The organism is Streptomyces sp. NPDC107471 (genome assembly GCF_055582845.1).
Window position 1 is genome coordinate 132,829 of record NZ_JBVJPC010000014.1, and the last position, 18,838, is coordinate 151,666.

Here is an 18,838-nt window from a genome sequence, read left to right on the forward strand (position 1 = left end):
TGGGAGTGAAGGGGACAGTGTCCCCGGGCCTCATCTATTGCCTGCGGGGACGATCGTTCGGCTGAAGCCCCGCAGAGCCTTTCGCCGCGTAGGCGACCGCCCTTCACTCCCACAGGCACGGATGTGGCCCTGACCGGATTCCACGTATTCCCGGCCAGGGCCACATGTGCGTGTGCCAGAGGTCGCTTATGCCGCCGCCCTCTCCTGGCCAACCCGTCTCGAATCCTCGCTTCGGACCGCCGGCCGTACTGGCACGATCCCAGGAATGACCTCGTCGATCCCCGAGTCCTGGAACCGCATGGACGCATGGCTTGCCCGGCACACGCCTCGTACGTTCGCTGCTCTTGAACCTCCCGCGGAGCGCTCGGCAATCGCCGAGGCTGAGCTGGCCGTTGGCCAGCAGTTCCCCGAGCCCTTGGTGGAGTCCCTGCTACGGCACAACGGCATGAGCCAATACGACCTGTTGCCGCCCTTCTGGTCCCTGCTGGAGGTGCAGAACATCACCGGGGCATGGCAGACGCGCATGAAGATCAGCGGAGCTGAACGCGCGGGAGACGAGGAAGGCGACCCCGAGGGGGAGTACGGGCCGTGGTGGCACCCCCAGTTCATCCCTTTCGCCTACGACGGTGCAGGGGACTACCTCGTCGTCGACCAGCGCCCCCACCGTCGCCGCGGCAGGATCGGCAAGGCCGACCACGAAACAGGATGTTTCTTTCCGCCGCACCCCATGTGGGCATCCCTCCCGGCTCTCCTGGATGCGACAGCAACGGCCCTGGAGACCGGCCAGGAGGTGGACGGCTACCTCCCTGTCGCAGTCGACGAGGACGAACTGGACTGGGAGTTCTGATGCCTACGAGCGTCAGCCCCCGTCGCCGACGAAGTCCGCTATCGCCGCAGCAACAGCTTCCGGCTGCTCGTCGGGAATGAAGTGCCCGGCCCCCGGCACGACGACTCCGGTGGCGTTGTCGGCCCAGGGGCTGATGGAGGCTGCCATGTCCGGGATGGACCCGTGGCTGCTGGAGATGCCGAGGATGGGCACGGTCAGGTGTTGTCGGTCGAGTGCCTCGTGGTTCTTGCGCGCCGACTCGGCGGCGTCCCGGTAGTAGGCGAGGGAAGCGCGCAGGCCGCCGTCGGCGGCGAGGGCCGCTGCGTAGTGGTCGAGGTCGGTGTCGTCGAAGATGCCGGGAGCGAGGGCTTTCGTCTTCAGGAACCAGTCCACGTACTCCCGTTCGCGACCGGTGAGCAGGGTTTCGGGCAGGTCGGGCACGAGGTGGAACGCGAAATGCCATGTCTTCCACGCCCGGGCCGGGTCGGTGGGAATCGCCTCCGGGAGGGTGATGCCGGGGATCCCGGCGTCGAGCAGGGCGACCCCGTGTAGGTGGCGCTCGTAGGTGAGGGCGAGGGAGAAGGCGACCCAGGCGCCGATGTCGTGGGCGGCCAGCCAGTAAGTCTGCACTTCAAGTGCCGTAACCGCGGCGTGGACGCGAGCGGCGACCGTGTGGGTGTCGTAGCTGCCCTCCGGGCGTTCGGAGTGGCCCTGGCCCGGCAGGTCGAGCGCGATGACGCGGAACCGGTCGGCGAGGCTGGGCATGACCTTTCGCCAGGCCCACCAGGTTTGTGGGAACCCGGCGAGCAGGACGACGGCCGGGCCTTCCCGTCGGCCGCCTTCGACGGCATGCAGTCGGATGCCGTTCGCGTCGACCCAGTGGTGGGTGAACCCGGGCAGGTCGTGGAGAGGCAGGTCGTGCAGGGGCAGGTCGCGGGCGAAGCTGCTTTCGGAGACGGTCATGGGGTCCTCCATCGGGGTGGGGTGTGGCGACGCCCACAGGTCGCAGCGCAGGATGGCCAGGTGGTGCGCCTGCGGGCTGTCTCCGTTTGCGGGGACGCCCGATCCACGACCACATTCGCAAGCTAGCACATCCTGAAACGTTCAGTTCAAGATAGGATGCGGGCAACATCGGAACACCGACACACCGGCAAGGGCGGCCCACGTGGCAGGCAAGAAGCAGTTCGACATGGATACGGCACTCGACGCCGCGATGATTCAGTTCTGGCGCGCGGGTTACGCCGACACCTCAGTCGACGACCTGTCCCGGGCAACCGGCCTGAACCGCAGCTCGATCTACTCCTCGTTCGGCGACAAGGACACGCTGCTCCTGCAATGTCTTGATCGCTATGCCGCGCGTTACGGCGGCAAGTTCGACGATGCCTTGTCGTGTGCGGCCTCCGAGCCCCTTGGGGCTGTCCGCGCGTTCTTCGAAGTCACCCTTGAGCGCATCGCCGATCCCGAACTGCCCGATGGCTGCCTGATCGCCCAGTCGGCCATGGCGATTCCGGCGCTGAGCCCGACCGTTGCGGAGCACGCAAGAAGGGCGCTCGGCTTCCAGCTCCAGCGCCTGCGCACCGCGCTGAAGGCCGGCCGACTGGCCGACCAGGACGCCGAGTCCTTCGCCGTGCACGCCGCGGCCGTGAACCAGTCTCTCGCCGTCATGAGCAGGGCCGGGGCGAGTCCGGAACAGCTTCGGGCCGTGGTGGACGTGACTCTTGGCGCGCTCTCGCAGGCGTTGCGCACGCGCCGCTAGCTTCCACAGACTGTCAGCGGATGGTGGGGTGCCGGGGCCTTCGCCGTCTCGGGGCCTGTAGCTCGTCGTCAGTCCAGCGCTGACGGGAGTGGCCCTGAGGTGAGTCTGTCGGCCGGCACTCGTTCTATGCGGGTCCAGCCCTTCCAGCCGCGCTCCTGCAGAATCGCCAGCACGTGTTCGGCGCCCGGTGCCCACTCGACCACGGCGGAGTCCATCAGGGCGACGAACTGTTCGTCGAAGCTGTCGTCACCCGTCTCGCCGGCCTCCACTGCGCGGATCAACAGACGCTCCAGAACGTCGGCGAGCTCCACGATCCGGGGATCGCCGGGCCGCCAGTCGAGGTCCCCGGTGAAGAAGCCGTAGAGCCGCACCATGTCGGGGTCGTCCAGCTCCTCGTGCTTCTTGGCGATCACCGCGTCGATCAGGTCCGGCACCTGCGCGGCGATCATGATCCAGGCATCCCGCTCCAGCTCGATGTACTGCTCCACGACGCCGAGGCCCCGCAGTCGGTCGAGGTAGTCCACGACACTCTGCGGGAGCGCGAGGTGCTCTCCGGCGGCGAGTCGGGCGAGCCGTCGGCGGGTGTCCTGCAACCGCCGTATCTCGGCGCGCAGTTGCCTGTCGATCTCCTGGACGCCGCCGAGGAATTCCCCCGGACCGGCGTCGAGCAGCTCCTGCACCCTGGCCAGCGGCACGCCGGCGTCGGCCAGGGTGCGGATCCGGATCAGGCGTACGACCGCGGTGGAGTCGTAGGTGCGGTACCCGGACCGGTCGCGCCGGGGCTCGGGGAGCAGTCCGATCTTGTGGTAATGGCGTACCGCCCGTACCGTCACCCCGGCGTACGTCGCCAGTTGGCTGATGGTGAGCATGGACCTCAGCCTGCCTCAGGCGATCCTTCGGCGGTAGGCGCTCATCGCGAAGACGTACGCCACGACGAGGATGCCCGCACACCACGCGAGCGCGATCCAGATGTCGTCGCCGACCGGCTTCTCCATGAACAGAGCGCGGATCGTGTTGACGATCGACGTCACCGGCTGGTTCTCGGCGAACCAGCGCACCGGGCCGGGCATCGTCCTCGTGGGCACGAACGCCGAGCTGACGAACGGCAGGAAGATGAGCGGGTAGGCGAACGCGCCCGCCCCCTCCACCGAGGACGCGGACAGCCCGGGGATCACGGCGAGCCAGGTGAGTGCCAGGGTGAACAGGAGCAGGATGCCTGCGACGGCGAGCCACGCCCACACTCCGGCCCCGGAGCGGAAGCCCATGAGCACAGCGACCGCCACGACGAGCACGAGCGCGATCACGTTGGCGACCAGGGACGTGACGACATGCGCCCACAGCACACCTGACCGCGCGATCGGCATGGACTGGAACCGCTCGAAGATCCCGCTCTTCACGTCGGTGAACAGCCGGTACGCGGTGTAGGAGATGCCCGAGGCGATGGTCATGAGCAGGATGCCGGGCAGCATGTAGTTCACGTACGGGACCGACCCGGTGTCGATGGCGCCGCCGAAGACATAGACGAACATCAGCATCATGGCGACCGGTGTGATGGCGGTCGTGATGATGGTGTCCATACTGCGCGTGACATGCCGCAGGGTCCGCCCCGTCAGGGCGGCGGTGTCGCTGAAGAAGTACCCGCTCATTCCTGGCCCCCGGACGTCGTGGCAATGGCGTCATTCCGGCCGCCGCCTCCGCGGTCACCGCCTCCGCGGTCACCGCCTCCGTCGTCACCGCCGCTGCCGATGACCGCGAGGAAGATCTCCTCCAGAGTCGGCTGCTTCTCGACGTACTCGACCTTGGCGGGCGGGTAGAGCTGCTTGAGCTCGGCGAGGGTGCCGTTCACGATGATCCGACCCTGGTGGAGGATGGCGATGCGGTCGGCCAGTTGCTCGGCCTCCTCCAGATACTGCGTGGTGAGCAGCACCGTCGTCCCCTGGCCGGCGAGTTCTTTGACCGCCTCCCACACCTCGATACGTGCTTCCGGGTCGAGTCCGGACGTCGGCTCGTCCAGGAAGATCACCGGCGAATCGCCGATGAGGCTCATCGCGATGTCCAGGCGGCGGCGCATCCCACCCGAATACGTGGACACGCGTCGTGCGCCGGCCTCGCTCAGGGAGAAGCGCCTCAGCAGGTCGTCCGCGATCGCGCCCGGGTCCGCGAGGTGGCGCAGTCTGGCGACCAGTACGAGGTTCTCCCGACCGCTGAGCATCTCGTCGACGGCGGCGAACTGCCCCGTGAGACTGATCGATTCCCGCACGTTCGTGGGTTCCGTCGTGACATCGAAGCCGTTGACGCTCGCGGTCCCCGCGTCGGCTCGCAGGAGCGTGGCGAGGATCCTCACGGTGGTGGTCTTGCCCGCCCCGTTGGAGCCGAGCAGGGCGAAGATGCTGCCGGACGCCACGTCGAAATCCACACCGCGCAGCACTTCGAGCTTCCCGTACGACTTCACCAGCCCCCGCACGCGCATCGCCGGACCGGCGATCGTCTGGGCCGTCATGGTCATCTGTCTCCTTCGCGGACCGGTTCCACGCGACTGCGAGGACAACCGTGCCGAAAGGATGGAGGGTTGACCCTACGTCAAGGTCAAGCCGCCTCGGATCAGACGCGGCTTCCACGGCCAGGGAAGAGCGGTCCTTGCCCAGTCATGCCTCGGGTGCTCCTTGTTCCAACGCGAGGCGGCACCGTTCAACCTGCTCGGCCACCTGCTCCATGAACCAGCTCATGATCGCGTACGGGATGACGTGCTCGTCGTAGCTGTGGATGTGGACGGTCGGCTCCAGGCTCGGGTCCTCGTCGGGTATGACGGCCACCACGAAAGCGCGTCCAGGGAGGTGAGTGGCTGCGTCGGGAATGCCGGCCCACGCGGCAGGCGCCGGTACGGCCTCGCTCAGCTCCACGCACCAGGCGTCGTCCGGCAGGGCGTAGTGAAACTGGATGGCGTAGTGGCGGCCTGCATGAACGCGCAGCTCTGGCATGTCCGCAGGCTGCCACATCCGCTACGCCGGAGTCGCGCGAGTATCCGCTCACCGCAAGGGGTGGTTCCCCACCGACCTGACGGAACAGCCGTGGTCCCCGGCACGGCCGTGCCGCACCGGCTGGTGTTAGCCTCATGCGGCTGTGCTTGGGGGGACGGCCGGGGGGCCGTGGACATTCCACCGTTCATGGGACGTGCGCCTGTTGGGCTGCCGTCGTCCCGTCAGGCCATGCCTTTGTTCCGACCAGAGGCCCAGGAGCCGACGTTGGCCAGACGTACCCCACTGCCCGCGGGGTCATAGCCGCACTGACGGTCCTCGCCGCGACCGGCGGAGGGATCACCGTCGCGGCCCCCGTGTCCGCCTAGCGCCCTCGCGGCGGAGAAGGTCTTCCAGTCCAACCGGTACGCCCCGCGCGCGGACCGGATCCGCAGCGCGGGCCCCAGTGGGTATCTGCACGCCCAGGAGGGCCGTTCCGGCTACCTGTGGACGTCGTACGGCACCGACGCGACAACGGAGTTGGGCGACCTGCCCTCCCTGGAGACCCCCGGGTACCTGGGCTCGTCCTCCGACGTCGTCACCGAGGTCGTCTCGCCCACCGCGAAGGTCGTCCTCAAGGACATGGCGGCCGGTACCAGCACGGACGTCACCCTCACCCACGGCACCTACCAGGCCACCTTCGGCACCCACGTGCTGACCCAGGCCCGGGACACCGACAGCAACCGCACCCCGTGGCTCCACGGCGCGGGCGCGCCGGCCGACGGCACCCCCGTGGAGGGCTGGCCGGCCGGCATCACCACCGACTTCACCGTGCTGGGCGGCGACAGCACCACCGCCGTCCTCACCTACACGCTGCCGAACGGTGTGCGGCACCTGACGCTGGTCGACCTGGCCACCGCGAAGGTCACCGGCGACGTGACCCTGAACGCCGTGCCCACCGGCGTAGCCCTGAGCGCGGACCGGCTGGTGTGGTGGTCCGGTCTCTGGTCCGCCCACGTCCTGGACCGCGCCGACCTCTCCGCCCCGGGCACCGAGCTGACGCTGCCCGGCACCGAGGGCACCCCGTCCGTGGGCATCGCCGGGAACTGGCTGGTGGTGGCCCGTTCCGTGCCGGGGAGCCCGCGGGACCTGGTCGACAGGTCCGGCGAGCGGCTGATGGCCGTACCGCTGACGGGCGGTGACCCGGTCACCCTGCTCCGGCACGCGAACACCTCCCTCGTCACCGCGCCGGACGGCGGCCTGCTCGCCGTGGGCGGCACCGATTCCGGCGGCTGGGCGGTGCGCCGGGTCGCCGACACGGGGGCGGCCGCCCCGACGCTGACCGAACTGACGGCGGTGGCGCCGGTCGCCGCGAGGATCGACCGGCTGTCGTTGCAGAACGGCACGCTGGCCACCGAAGAGGCCGACGCCGGCTTCATGGGCGCGTACTACACCCGGCCCATCGCCGCCGACGGCACGCCGGGCGCACCCACCTGGCAGACCTGGGACGGTTACAACGTGGGCCCCTACGCCACCGGGGACGGCCGTGCGGTGACGTTCACCGCCGACGCCGACCCCACCAGTGGCTCGTACGTCCAGTCCCTCCTCAAGGACGACGAGGCCGGGTTCTTCCGGATGCCCTCGGCCGCCGGATCCCTCCTCGACGTCAACGGCCGTTACGCGATCGTCAACGGCGCCTCGCCGGCCAAGCAGTACATCGGGGACCTCGGCGTCTACTCCGACCTCCAGCCCATCGTGACCCGCCCGGTGACGGCCGCCTCCGTCTGGGGCACCAAGCTGTGGACGCCGGGCTCCGGCACGGGTGTCGTCACCGCGAAGGACCTGAAGACCGGCAAGGTCACCCGACACGATCGCCACCGGCGCCCCGTGCGTCCCCAAGGAGCTTCAGACGGTGGGGCGTTGGATCTACTGGTCCTGCGGTGCGACCTCGACGGCCGGGGTGTGGGACCGTACGGCGAAGAAGAACACAGCCGTGCCCTCCGGCGAGGCTCTCCTCGGCGACGGCTATGTCGTACGCCACGACACCGCGGCCGGCGCGCTCCTGCTCACCTCCTTCGCCGACGGCACCGCGACGACCCGGAAGATCGGCGACCTCCGGGCAGGCAACTCGAGCCTGCGCGGGGTCACTTGGACCGTCGACAAGTTCGACGGCCCCGTGGCCTACGTCGACGCCGACCGGCGCATCCACCTGGTGCCCAGCGGTGCCGCCACCCAGGCCCTCGGCGTGATCGAGTCCGAGGCGGCCTACAACATCGGCGGTGAACCGTGGTGGCAGTGGCGCGGGCTGCTCTCCAAGCCTGCCGCCTCCTGGAAGGCCACGCTCACCAGCAAGGCCACCGGCACGATGGTCCGTACGTTCTCCGGCGGCGCGGTGTCGGGCAACCTGAGCGTCCGCTGGGACAACCGCGACGGTAGGGGCGCGTACGTCCCCAACGGCACGTACACCTTCAAGCTGACGACCCCGCCCGCCGACGGGTCGGGGCCCGCGATGACCGTTGCGCGGTCGGTGCGCGTGTTCCACGGAGCCGTCGTGCGCCGCGACTTCATCAACTACGACACCTGGACGGCCGACGGCATCGGCGACCTGATGACCCTCAACTCGTCCGGTGTCATCAGCTACCGTCCGGGCAACGGCACGGGAGGCATCGGCAAGGCCATGTCGGCCTCGGACTGGCCCTCCTCGGTGACCCTGGTCCCGTTCGGCGACCTGAACGGCGACCGCCAGAACGACGTCCTCGTCCGCTTCAGCAGCGGCGAACTGCGGGTGTACCGCACCTGGCAGGGGCAGGCGTTCAGCACGAACACCCCGCGCATCTCGCTCGGCAAGGGCTGGAACCAGTACGACGTCCTGACCTCGCCGGGAGACGTGAACGGTGACGGGCGGCCCGACCTCATCGCCCGCAACAGCTCCACCGGCACCGTGTACCTCTACAAGGGGACGAGCGCGGGGAAGCTGTCGGCACGGGTCAAGCTCTACGACAACTGGAAGACGTACAAGAAGATCGTGGGCGTCGGCGACTTCAACGGCGACGGCCGCGGGGACCTGTTGGCCCAGGACAAGTCGAACACCCTGTGGCGGTACGACGGGAACGGCACGGGCGGTTTCAAGGCGCGGGTGAAGGTCGCCGCGAACTGGGGCTCGTCGTACAACGTCATCGTCGGCGTCGGCGACATCACCGGCGACGGCAAGGCGGACATCGTCTCCCGGGACACCGCGGGCACGATGTGGCGCAACACCGGTAACGACAAGGGGTCGTTCGGTGCCCGCAACGAAAATTGCGACGGGGTGGCAGGGGTACAAGGGCGTGTTCTGAGCGGTCCCGTCAACTCATGGGTGGCCACGGTGCGTACGTCGTGCGGTGGTCACCCAGGCGTCTGCGGCGGCCATGGGCCACGACCTCAGCCGGCACTCGCCGACGAGGACCTGTCCGCTCACCCCGCGCCGGGCGGGCGGTGAACCCGGCGTCATCCAGGACCGCATCGGCATCGCTTTTGCGAGGCGCTGCTCAGGCTTGGGGGTCACAATGCGGGCCCCCTAGCGGCTGGAACCGCTGTCCGTGGAGGAGCCGGAGCTCAACTGTTCTGGACGCGCCGGGCCGCAGCCACGAGTTCGGCGGGCAGCGCGGGGCCGGCGCACGCGTGATCGATCAGCAGGCTCCGGTACGAGCCCTTCGGCAGTTTCGGCGCCAGTTCGACGAGTTCGCTCAGCTCGGCAGGCGAACCGGTCAACCGTGCACGGTAGGCAGCCCCGGCCGCGCGAAGTGAGAGCTCAGCCGGCTCGTGCCGCATCCCCTCGTCGATCAGCCGCACCGCGGAGCTGAAGTCGCCCTGCTCGGCATGCACATCGGCCAGGTCGAGGTAGAGCGACCAGTTGGCCGGTTCCAGGGCGAGAGCGCGCTCGAACGCCGCCACGGTCTGCTGCGGATCCCCCAGCTTTCGCCAGGTGCCCGCCCGCACGACTTCCGTCAGCATGATCCGCTCCACGGAGTCCGCCTGGTCGCAGAGGGCGAACGACGCGTCGGTGAGACCGCATGCGCGCAGCAGGATCGCCATCTTGGCCAACGCCTCCGGCAGCGGCCGGCGTGCCGAGACCCGGTCGATGGCCGCGAACCAGGGCCGGAATCGTTCCCGCATGCTGTCGGTGTCCAGATCATGGCCGTAGTCCATCGTCCGCATCGCGGCCTCGGCGAGCGCCTCGACCGTCACCGCACCGAGGAAGCGTTCCTCGCTGAACCAGGGGGCGTTGGCCCAGGCGATACCGGGCCGCACACCCGTGACAGATCCGAGCGCCAGCACCGCGCCGTCCATGTCGTCCTGGAGGAAGTTGACGTAGGAGAGCGTCAGTACGGTCCGCAAGGAGTCGGCGCCCCGAACGATCTCGGCCAGCTCCGCCGGCTTGTCCCTCCACAACTCGGCGAGAGCTGCGTAGGGCTCGGGGTCCTCAGGTGCGGAGGCGATGGCACCCGCCAGATAGTGCACGGCTGCTGACGCGCTGCCGCCGCAGTGCGCCATCACCCGTGCAAGACCTACTCCAGCGGCTACCGACCGATTCGACATCGTCCGAGGATATCCCTGGTCCGGGCGCTGTCGGCCGGCCTCCCCATGGTTCGCTGGACACGACTCAATGATCTTGTTGCGAGGGGAGTGCGAGCGAACAGCGGGCGGGACCAATACAGGTGCCCGGCAGGCAACTTCACGTCCCAGGAGCGGACGAGCACCGTGATAAGGCTCGTCAGGCCCGCTTCCCCTCGCCGGCGATCATGCCGACCAGCATGGTCACGAGTTCCTCGGCGGCGACCCCGCCCCATTTCTCCGCCGGTAGCTGCCCGCTCACTTCCATGCCGGCGATGCCGTTGGCCGTGCTGATGAGCAGGGCGCCGTATCGCTGGGCATCGTGCTCGCCGACCAGTTCGGCCACGATCGAGAGGAACTCGGACTGACTGGGCTCGGCCGCGCGGGCCAGTGCCGACGGGTCGCCGGGGGGATTGCTGAACATCAACTTGTAGAGGTGCGGCTGGGAGCGGCCGAGGCTGATGAGCGCGACGATCCCGCGGCGCAGCTTCTCCGTGGTCGGCAGGTCGGGGTCGGTGCGCAGGGCCCGCATCTCGGCTCCGAGTCGGTCCCACGCGCGCGTACCGACCGCTGTCAGCAGGCTCTCCTTGTCGGGGAAGTGGCGGTAGGGCGCTCCGCGGGTCACGCCGGCCCGTGCTCCGACCGCGCGCAGGGTCACCGCGTCGAGACCGCCGAGGTCGAGCAGGTCTGCTGCGGCGTCGAGCAGGGCGCGACGCGTGGAGGCGGCGGATTCGGCTCGGCTGGTCATGCCGGGAATCTTAGTGCCGCGGTGATCACGGGGTGACTGACACCGGTTGACAATGTCATCTGAACCCGAGCAGACTCATACAGGTGACAAAGTCATCTGAAACCCAGGACCTCGTCGTCGTCACCGGAGCATCGACCGGGATGGGCGCGGCAACCGCACGGGAACTGGCCCGCCGTGGCTTCCACGTCCTCGCCGGCGTTCGACGCGACAGCGACGCCGAGGCCGTCCGTGCCGCGGGCATCGAGCCGGTCATCCTCGACATCACCGACCAGGAACACATCGCGGCACTGGTGTCGCGCATCGACAGCGACCCGCACGGCCGCGTCCTGCGGGCGCTCGTCAACAACGCCGGCCTTCCCATGGCGGGGCCCATCGAAGTGGTGCCGCTGGACGAATGGCGGCGCCTGTTCGAGGTGAACGTCTTCGGCCATGTCGCCCTGACCCAGGCTTTGCTGCCCGCACTGGTGCGCAGCAAAGGCCGCATCGTCAACATCAGCTCACTGAACGGCAAGCTCTCGATGGCCGGTTACGGTGCCTACGCGGCCAGCAAGTTCGCCCTGGAAGCGGTGAGCGACGCCCTGCGCAACGAGCTGGCCCCTCACGGCGTACAGGTGGTCGTCGTCGAGCCGGGCGGTGTCCGGACCGGGATGGCCGGTACCGGCTTGACCAGCTTGACTCACCTCGGCTCCCGTATGACCGCGGAGCAGAACACGCGCTACGGCGCTCTCGTGCAGGCGCTGCCCTCCCACGTCGAGGCGTTCACCGAGGCGGGCGTGACCGCCGACCGCGCGGCTCGGACGATAGTCAAGGCCACGATCGACCGCAGGCCGCGCACGCGCTACACCATCGGCGCGACGGCCACCTTCCTCATTCGTGCCGCCCGCTTCCTTCCCGACCGTCTGCTCGACCGGATGACGACGTCCGACCTGCGCAAGCACTTCCCCGAGCAGAGCGCGCAGGACCGCCTCGCGGCCCAGCAGTTGTGACCGGACGGGACCCCACCTGGCGCGAGGGGGAGCCCCTTGCCCCAGGTGGGGCCGACGGGCGCCTGACGACGTCCGGCCCGCCCCTTGCGCTGGGGCGGGCCGGACGTCGTCAGGCGGCTGGAGCGGTCACTTGGCCGATTCGGTGAGGAGGGCGACCAGTGCGTCCGCCGCCGGGCCCGAGGACGCCGGGTTCTGGCCGGTGATGAGGAGGCCGTCGCGGACGACGTACGGCTGCCAGTCGTCGGTCTTCGAGTAGTTGCCGCCGAGGTGCTTCAACTCGTCCTCGACCAGGAAGGGGACGACCTCGGTGAGGGCGACCGCCTCCTCCTCGGAGTTGGCGAAACCGGTGACGTCCTTGCCCTGGACCAGCGGCGTGCCGTCCTCGTTCTCGGCGTGGCGCAGGACGCCGGGGGCGTGGCAGACCACGGCGAGGGGCTTGCCCGCCCGCAGGGTCGTCTCGATCAGCCGCGTGGAGTGCGTGTCCTCGGCCAGGTCCCACAGCGGGCCGTGGCCGCCGGGATAGAAGACGGCGTCGAAGTCGTCGGCCGAGACGCTGTCCAGGCGCACGGTGTCTGCGAGCGCGGCTGTCGCCTCCGCGTCGGCCTCGAAGCGGCGAGTCAGGTCGGTCTGGAACGCCGGCTCGTTGCTCTTCGGGTCCAGCGGCGGGCGGCCGCCCTTGGGGGAGGCGAGTGTCATGTCCCAGCCGGCCTCCTTGAAGCGGTAGTAGGGCGCCGCCAGTTCCTCCAGCCAGAACCCGGTCTTGCGGCCGGTGTTGCCGAGCTCGTCGTGCGACGTCAGAACGATGAGGACCTTCATGGTGGTGTCTCCTTGGGGGTGTCGAGAGAGGGTTTTGCGAGCTTGCCGTAGTTGTCGGCGGCTTGCCCTGTTGTCTATTAGACCGGTCGTCTCTAAGTGGGCAAAAATCTATCCCTCAGTGCTTGAGGAAGTCCAGCAGTGCCTCGTTGACCTCGGCCGCGTGGGTGACGATCAGGCCGTGGGGCGCGCCCTCGATCTCGACGTACCGCGCGGTCGGCAGGGCCTTGGCGAAGCGACGGCCGGTGGCGTCGATCGGCAGGGTGCGGTCGGCCGTGCCGTGGACGATCAGGCTGGGTACGTCGATGCGGGCGATGTCGGCGCGGAAGTCGGTCGGCCAGGTCAGCGGAGCGGCGGCCGAGGCCAGGGCACCCGAGGACGCGGCGATGTTCCACGCGTTGCGGACGGCTCCCTCGCTGACGCGGGTGCCGAGGTTCTCGTCGAGGTTGAAGAAGTCGTCGTAGAAGCCGGTGAAGAACGCGTACCGGTCCTTCTTCACCGCGTCGGAGACCCCCTGGAAGAAGGAGTGGGGCGCGGCGCCGTCCGGATTGTCGTCGGTGATCTCCAGGAAGGGCTGGAGGGAGGCCAGGAACACCGCCTTGGCGATGCGCTCCGAACCGTACGTCGCCAGGTAGCGGGCGACCTCGCCGGTGCCCATCGAGAAGCCGACCAGCGTCGCGTCGCGCAGGTCGAGCGCTTCCAGGAGGGTGTGCAGGTCGGCGGCGAAGGTGTCGTAGTCGTAGCCGGTGGCGGGGTGGTCGGACCGGCCGAAGCCGCGCCGGTCGTAGGTGATGACCCGGTGGCCGGCGTCCAGCAGGGCCGCCGTCTGCGCCTCCCAGGACGAGCCGTCGAGGGGGTAGCCGTGGATCAGGACGACCGGTCGGCCGGAGCCCTGGTCCTCGTAGTGCAGTTCGATGTCCGTGCTGTTCTCGGTGCCGACCTTGACGCGTCCCATGATCCTGATCCTTTCGGGCCCCTCCGTGGGGCCGGTTGCCTTCGCTGGGATATTTCTATACGACCGGTCTACTGGAAGTCAATGGCGAGCCGTGGCGGGTGCGGGTGCGGTGACCGGTACGTGGGCGGTTGCCGCCGCCGTGTGGACTGTCGGCGTGGGGACTGTCGCCGTTGGGAGTGCCGTCGCGGGGACTGCCCTACGCGCGAGCGGGGTTACGGGAACGGACCGGGGCGCCTGCGGACGCGCGAGGAACGTCGTCAGCAGACTCAGCACCGCCAGGGCGGAGCCGGCGGTCAGGACTGCGGTCGGTGTCCACCACGTGCTCAGTGCCTGAACGAGCACCGGGAAGGCGAAACCGACGTAGGTCAGGGCGTAGAAGACGGCCGTCACCGAGGCCACGTCCGCCGCGCGGACCAGCGACTCCACCTGACGCAGCCCGCTGACCAGCAGCAGACCGTACGCCGAGCCAAGGACCACGGCGGCGGCGAGCATCAGCGCCCGGGACCCGGTGGCCACGGTCAGCGCCGCGACGAGCACACCGGTGGCCGCCGCGGCCATGCCCACGCGGAACGGCGCCGTGGACGAGCGGTCCGCCAGCCGCCGGGCCCAGGGCTGCACCGCGATACCCGTGCTGAGGGTGACGGCTGCGACGACGCCGCTCCCGACCGGGCCGTACGCCCCCAAGGGCACCAGGACGGGCAGCGCCGCGAGGGACAGGGTGGCGGCGCCGAAGACCCAGGGTGCGGTCGGCAGGACCACGGTGAGGAAGCGGCGACTGGTCAGCGCCGTTCGCAGGCTCCCGCGTCCGGGAGAGCCTTCAAGTCCCGTACGGCGGTGGGTCGTTTCCGGGGCGTTCCGGGTGGCGGGCACGGTCAGTGCCACGAGGGCGATGTGCAACAGGTACGCCGTCGCGCTCGGTTGGGGGAGCCACTGGACGACGATGCCCGACAGCAGCGGTCCGGCGGCGAAGCCGGCCGTCAGTGCGACCGCCGCGCGCCGCGCCCCTGTCCCCGGCCCCGCGCCGCCCGCATCGGACAGCTCCTTGATCCACGCCGTCCCGGGCCCGAACGCCGCGCCGGCGCTGATCCCGACGACGATCCGCCCGGCGAGGGTCGGCCCGAAGGTGCCGTCGGCCAGCAGGATCACGGCCGAGCCTAGAGCGGAGAGTGCGAGTGCCGCGAGCAGTACTCGTCGGCGCCCGAGCCGGTCGGAGACCCGGGCCATGATCAGCAGGGCCGGGATCAGGCCGAGCGCGTAGGAACCGAAGAGGGCGTCGACCTGGAGCTCGGTCAATGCGCTGCGGTAGAGCTGCAACAGCGCGGCGAACATGTTGGCGCCCCAGCCGACGACGAGGATCGCGGCGGCGGGGCGCAGCCAGGCGGTGGGGGGCGTGGAGGTGGCGGTTCCGGGGGTGGTGGGGTTGGGGACGCGGGGTGTTCGTCGAGATCGCATGGCTCGACCATAGGGGAGAGTAGACCGGTCGTCTAGAGCTCATCGTGCGGGAAGGTCAAGAGCTCAAGACCAAGAGTCATGAACGAGAGTCATGACCAGGAGCCAATGGCCAAGAGGCACCCGGCTGTGCGTGAGGTGCCCCTGTCCCGACGTCCTTCGCGTCAGACGTGCAGAAGCTGCCGCGTTACCGCCGACGCGGTGTCCAGAGGGGCGAGTTCGCGGTGGATCTTCGCCATCACGCTCGCTCCGAGCCACAGGTCGTACAGGGCCTGTGCCGTTTCGCGCGGGTCACCGTCCACCGCGATGGAGCCGTCCTCGGCACCGGCAGTGATCATGCGCGCGATCCGGTCGACGATCGCGTCGGTGCCCTCCTTGAGTACCAGTCGCATCGACTCTGAAAGGTCGGCGACCTCCGCTCCGAGCTTCACGGCAAGACACTTGCCCTGGCACTCGTCCAGGCTCTGCGTCTCACGCCACTGCCGCCAGTAGGCCATCAGTCGCTCGGCCGCCGTCGCGTCGGGCAGCGCGAGGGCGCGGTCCATGTCGACGACGTACTCCTCGAAGTAGCTCTTCAGGAGTGCTTCGCCGAAGGCGTCCTTGGAGGCGAAGTAGTGGTAGAAGGAGCCCTTCGGGACGCCGGCTTCGGAGAGCACCTCGTTGATGCCGACGGCGGAGTAGCCCTTGTGGGCCATGATCCGCTGGGCGGCGTCGAGGATGCTGCGGCGGGTGTCTGTGGTGCGTGCGGTGGCAGCCATGGGCCCATCGTAACAACGAATAGACCAGTCGTCTCCGATGGGTGCCCACGGGTGCCGGGGCTTGCCTCCCGGGGCAAATCTCGCCATGTCTCGCCGGGCGGTACAGCACCTCGCATGGTCATGCCAGGAAAGTGCCGAGTGACCAGGAACAAAGCCCCGGGTTTCTCTTAGGCCTCAGTACTGATCCGCTATTGGACACCGCTCCCGCAGTGGGCGGGTGCCGGTTGCAGTGCATGCAAGAAATGTGCCTGCTCAGATGCCCGGTATGCCCTCGATGTGCAGGCGTAACGGAATGGCACCTCTCAGTCAGGTGTTGGCCAGTACATGACTAACTAGGTGGACCGGTGTTAGTTAGCGTTTTCCATGCTGGATATTCCAGCGGGCCGAGTGGCAACAGGGGGATGCTTTTCATGCGTATGAGAGCCAAGGTCATCACCACGGTCGCGGCAGGGCTGTTGGCCGCCGCGGGAATGTCCGCGCCCACTGCCGCGGCGGCGGCGTCCGGTGACCGGGACGCCCGCACGGCGACGTCCGACCGAATCGCCGCCAACACGTGGGTCTACACCTGGACCAGCGCGAACATCCGCAGTTGTGCGTCCACTGCGTGCAGCGTCAACTACACGGTCCCCGCCAACTACCAGCTCAGCGCCATATGCTGGGCGCACGGCCAGTGGGTGAGCCAGAACGGCTACTCTCACGACAAGTGGGTCCTGCTCGGCTCGGGTTCGAGCTGGATCTGGGGCGGCCTGCTGAAGGGGAGCGAGACGGGCAACGTTCCCAACGAATGCTGAACTCCGTTGCAATGGCGCGCAATCGCGCTGTTCGGGAGCTCGACCAGTAGGCGTTGAATAGGTACTTCACGCAGTCGAAGTAAACGACTCGTCCCATGACGAAGGCCACCAGCCAATTCCCCGTATCCGTACGGGGATCCGCTGGTGGCCTAATGCGTGCCCGATGCGCAGCTCTCCCGCCGACCGACCCCGGTTTTCTAGGCACGTAAGCGGTGACGGATCATCAAGCACATGTCTCACACATCCCGGCGAAGACTCCTCGCCGCTCTGGCAGCCTCAGCCGCCGCTCCGCTCACCGGCCTCACCGCCGCCCCGGCGCGGGCCGCCGCGCTGGCGGACGTGCCGGCTTTTCCCGGGCCGGGTGGGCTGTCCTCGGCCCGTTCGTGGGTGTCCATGGCACCGCTGGGCGCCGCGCACTTCACCCCGGTGAGCCTGGCCACCCCCCTCACCACCACCGTGCTCTCCGGCACCCCGGCCCGCACCGAGGTGACCTCCGGGGGCACGCGCGTCGCGCTGCTGACCCACGGCGCGCGGACCGTCGTACTGCCCGGCCCGCAAAGGACGTTCGCGGAGAACAAGCGGTCCTTCGTGGACGACTTCGAGCGGACGTTGCCGGACCTCACGCTGGAGGAGGCGGACCGGGCGTACTGGGGCACCTCGCCGGGCGGCGGCAATTGGGTCACCTCCGAGACCTTCAGGACCGACTTCTCGGTGGTGCCGGGCGCCGGAATCATCGACCTCACGACCGCCGGGTACAGCCGGCACGCCAGTCTGCGCGACGACGAGATCACCGACGTCGACGTGCGCTGCACCGCCGCTTTCGACAAGGTCCCCACGGGGCAGGCCTGTTCGTTCGCGCTGACCTTCGGCTACGGCAGTACCCAGAACCACTACCGCGCGCGGCTGTCCTTCCTCACCTCCGGGACGGTCGAGATGCGGCTGGAGAAGGAGGTCACCAACAGCGTGACCTCGCTGGCCTCGGCCATCACTGTGGCCACGGGCGTGCCGGCGGGCACCGGCTGGACGATCCGAGTGCGGCGGGAGGGCACCCGGATCCGGGCCAGGGCCTGGCAGTCCGCGTCACCGGAGCCGACGTCGTGGGCCTTCGACATCACCGACTCCACACCCACGTTGACCAAGGGCCGGGTCGGCGTGCGCGCCCTGGCCAACGAGGGCTGCACCAACCTGCCCGTCCAACTCTCCGTGAGCCGCCTCGAGGTGGACGCCGCGAACTGGGCCGTCCTGCCGACCGTCACCCACGGCGACTGGGTGCGCCTGCTGCCCGAACCGTTCGACGGCACCTGGACGGCCGAGCTGGAGCGGACGATCCGCGGTTGGGCCGGATCCGCCGCCCCGGACGTCCTCGCCCACGCCGCGATGTTCCTCGGCGGCGTTGCGGCGATCCCGGCCGGCGCAGGACCGGCCCAGGGGAGGCAGGTGCTGGGCGAAGCCGGCTACGGCTACCTCGACACGCACGGCTACCGGCTCGAAGGCGCCGACTTCCACGAGTACATGAAGGTGGGGTGGACCTTCCCGGACGGTACGTACAAGGGGCCGTCCAGCAAGCAGGTCGGCAACCTCGACTGCTCGGGCTACACACGCATGGTCTACGGCTACCACCTGGGCGTGCCCCTGGCCGCCGAGGAGGACACCTCGGGTACCCGGATCCCGCGCAAGTCACGGCACATCGCCGACTACGCACCGGGCGTCGTCGTCGACCGGGCCACCGGGACCACCCCGCCCGCCGCAACGCTGCTGCAACCCGGCGACCTGGTGCTGTTCAACGCCGACTCCAGTGACGACGGGGTCAGCCTGACGGTCGACCACGTCGGCATCTACCTGGGCCTCGACGGCGACGGCAAGCGCCGCTTCCTCTCCAGCCGCAAGACGGTCAACGGACCCACCATGTCGGACCTCGGCGGCGCGTCCCTCCTCGACGGCTCGGGGACGTACGCCAGGACGTTGCACACCGTGCGTCGCATCTGAACCCGGGCAGCGGGACGGCGTTGTCGTGAACCGGTGGGGCCCATCCGGCGCAGGCGTCCGTGCTGTGACCTTCGGCGGCCCGAGACCGTGCCCAGCTCTCGGGCTGCCGGGCGGCCCGAACTGGCCCTGCTGGCACGGATATAGGCGTTCTGCGGAAGGCCCTCCAACATGATCTGTGACACCCCTGTGACCGGAGGTGTGGGTTCCGCCACAGCCCGCAGGA

General features: G+C 69.1%; 18 protein-coding genes. 7 read left to right on the top strand and 11 right to left on the bottom strand.

Annotated features, from left to right (window positions below):
- The first annotated feature begins 265 nt into the window (after nucleotides 1–265).
- Nucleotides 266–847, top strand: a complete 582-nt coding sequence (locus ACZ66S_RS35780; protein ID WP_469905728.1) for an SMI1/KNR4 family protein — start codon at nucleotides 266–268, stop codon at nucleotides 845–847.
- Nucleotides 848–859: 12 nt separating this feature from the next.
- On the opposite strand, the gene ACZ66S_RS35785 is transcribed toward ACZ66S_RS35780, so the two are convergent.
- Nucleotides 860–1,801, bottom strand: a complete 942-nt coding sequence (locus ACZ66S_RS35785) for an alpha/beta fold hydrolase (RefSeq protein ID WP_469905729.1) — start codon at nucleotides 1,799–1,801, stop codon at nucleotides 860–862.
- A gap of 190 nt (nucleotides 1,802–1,991) precedes the next feature.
- Here ACZ66S_RS35785 and ACZ66S_RS35790 point away from each other — a divergent pair, with 190 nt between their 5' ends.
- Entirely contained in the window at nucleotides 1,992–2,582 is a 591-nt protein-coding gene (locus ACZ66S_RS35790; protein ID WP_469905730.1) for a TetR/AcrR family transcriptional regulator, read from the top strand.
- A gap of 68 nt (nucleotides 2,583–2,650) precedes the next feature.
- Here ACZ66S_RS35790 and ACZ66S_RS35795 read toward each other — a convergent pair whose 3' ends face one another.
- The 4 genes from ACZ66S_RS35795 to ACZ66S_RS35810 form a co-directional block, all read right to left on the bottom strand.
- Nucleotides 2,651–3,451: a MerR family transcriptional regulator gene (locus ACZ66S_RS35795; RefSeq protein WP_469905731.1), complete on the bottom strand. Its 801-nt coding sequence runs from the start codon at nucleotides 3,449–3,451 to the stop codon at nucleotides 2,651–2,653.
- Between the two features lie 15 nt (nucleotides 3,452–3,466).
- Nucleotides 3,467–4,228 (bottom strand): ABC transporter permease, encoded by a 762-nt coding sequence (locus ACZ66S_RS35800; protein WP_469905732.1) that lies wholly within the window; start codon nucleotides 4,226–4,228, stop codon nucleotides 3,467–3,469.
- Nucleotides 4,225–5,082, bottom strand: a complete 858-nt coding sequence (locus ACZ66S_RS35805) for an ABC transporter ATP-binding protein (protein ID WP_469905733.1) — start codon at nucleotides 5,080–5,082, stop codon at nucleotides 4,225–4,227. The genes ACZ66S_RS35800 and ACZ66S_RS35805 overlap by 4 nt, the downstream gene beginning before the upstream one ends.
- A gap of 145 nt (nucleotides 5,083–5,227) precedes the next feature.
- A complete protein-coding gene (locus ACZ66S_RS35810) occupies nucleotides 5,228–5,560 on the bottom strand; it encodes a hypothetical protein (RefSeq protein ID WP_469905734.1) in 333 nt (110 codons plus the stop codon).
- Nucleotides 5,561–6,076: 516 nt separating this feature from the next.
- Between ACZ66S_RS35810 and ACZ66S_RS35815 the strand changes: the two genes are divergently transcribed.
- Together ACZ66S_RS35815 and ACZ66S_RS35820 are read left to right on the top strand one after the other, a co-directional pair.
- The gene (locus ACZ66S_RS35815) at nucleotides 6,077–7,819 is read left to right on the top strand and encodes a hypothetical protein (protein ID WP_469905735.1); all 1,743 of its coding nucleotides are present in this window, start codon (nucleotides 6,077–6,079) and stop codon (nucleotides 7,817–7,819) included.
- The gene (locus tag ACZ66S_RS35820; protein WP_469905736.1) at nucleotides 7,713–9,014 is read left to right on the top strand and encodes an FG-GAP repeat domain-containing protein; all 1,302 of its coding nucleotides are present in this window, start codon (nucleotides 7,713–7,715) and stop codon (nucleotides 9,012–9,014) included. The genes ACZ66S_RS35815 and ACZ66S_RS35820 overlap by 107 nt, the downstream gene beginning before the upstream one ends.
- A gap of 116 nt (nucleotides 9,015–9,130) precedes the next feature.
- On the opposite strand, the gene ACZ66S_RS35825 is transcribed toward ACZ66S_RS35820, so the two are convergent.
- Both ACZ66S_RS35825 and ACZ66S_RS35830 read right to left on the bottom strand, forming a co-directional pair.
- Complete coding sequence (locus tag ACZ66S_RS35825; protein ID WP_469905737.1) at nucleotides 9,131–10,069, bottom strand: tetratricopeptide repeat protein; 939 nt, start codon at nucleotides 10,067–10,069, stop codon at nucleotides 9,131–9,133.
- Between the two features lie 220 nt (nucleotides 10,070–10,289).
- Complete coding sequence (locus tag ACZ66S_RS35830) at nucleotides 10,290–10,877, bottom strand: TetR/AcrR family transcriptional regulator (protein ID WP_469905738.1); 588 nt, start codon at nucleotides 10,875–10,877, stop codon at nucleotides 10,290–10,292.
- 83 nt (nucleotides 10,878–10,960) lie between these two features.
- Between ACZ66S_RS35830 and ACZ66S_RS35835 the strand changes: the two genes are divergently transcribed.
- A complete protein-coding gene (locus ACZ66S_RS35835; RefSeq protein ID WP_469905739.1) occupies nucleotides 10,961–11,863 on the top strand; it encodes an SDR family oxidoreductase in 903 nt (300 codons plus the stop codon).
- A gap of 126 nt (nucleotides 11,864–11,989) precedes the next feature.
- Here ACZ66S_RS35835 and ACZ66S_RS35840 read toward each other — a convergent pair whose 3' ends face one another.
- The 4 genes from ACZ66S_RS35840 to ACZ66S_RS35855 form a co-directional block, all read right to left on the bottom strand.
- Nucleotides 11,990–12,679, bottom strand: coding sequence for a type 1 glutamine amidotransferase domain-containing protein (locus ACZ66S_RS35840; RefSeq protein ID WP_469905740.1), 690 nt, complete (start codon nucleotides 12,677–12,679; stop codon nucleotides 11,990–11,992).
- 115 nt (nucleotides 12,680–12,794) lie between these two features.
- On the bottom strand, nucleotides 12,795–13,631 hold the full coding sequence (locus ACZ66S_RS35845; protein WP_469905741.1) for an alpha/beta fold hydrolase: 837 nt from the start codon (nucleotides 13,629–13,631) through the stop codon (nucleotides 12,795–12,797).
- A 78-nt stretch (nucleotides 13,632–13,709) separates the two neighbouring features.
- A complete protein-coding gene (locus ACZ66S_RS35850; protein ID WP_469905742.1) occupies nucleotides 13,710–15,083 on the bottom strand; it encodes an MFS transporter in 1,374 nt (457 codons plus the stop codon).
- A gap of 161 nt (nucleotides 15,084–15,244) precedes the next feature.
- Nucleotides 15,245–15,838, bottom strand: coding sequence for a TetR/AcrR family transcriptional regulator (locus ACZ66S_RS35855; RefSeq protein WP_469905743.1), 594 nt, complete (start codon nucleotides 15,836–15,838; stop codon nucleotides 15,245–15,247).
- Nucleotides 15,839–16,248: 410 nt separating this feature from the next.
- Here ACZ66S_RS35855 and ACZ66S_RS35860 point away from each other — a divergent pair, with 410 nt between their 5' ends.
- The gene (locus ACZ66S_RS35860) at nucleotides 16,249–16,629 is read left to right on the top strand and encodes a hypothetical protein (protein WP_469905744.1); all 381 of its coding nucleotides are present in this window, start codon (nucleotides 16,249–16,251) and stop codon (nucleotides 16,627–16,629) included.
- Between the two features lie 231 nt (nucleotides 16,630–16,860).
- Nucleotides 16,861–18,615, top strand: coding sequence for an NlpC/P60 family protein (locus tag ACZ66S_RS35865; RefSeq protein ID WP_469905745.1), 1,755 nt, complete (start codon nucleotides 16,861–16,863; stop codon nucleotides 18,613–18,615).
- Nucleotides 18,616–18,838: the final 223 nt, after the last annotated feature.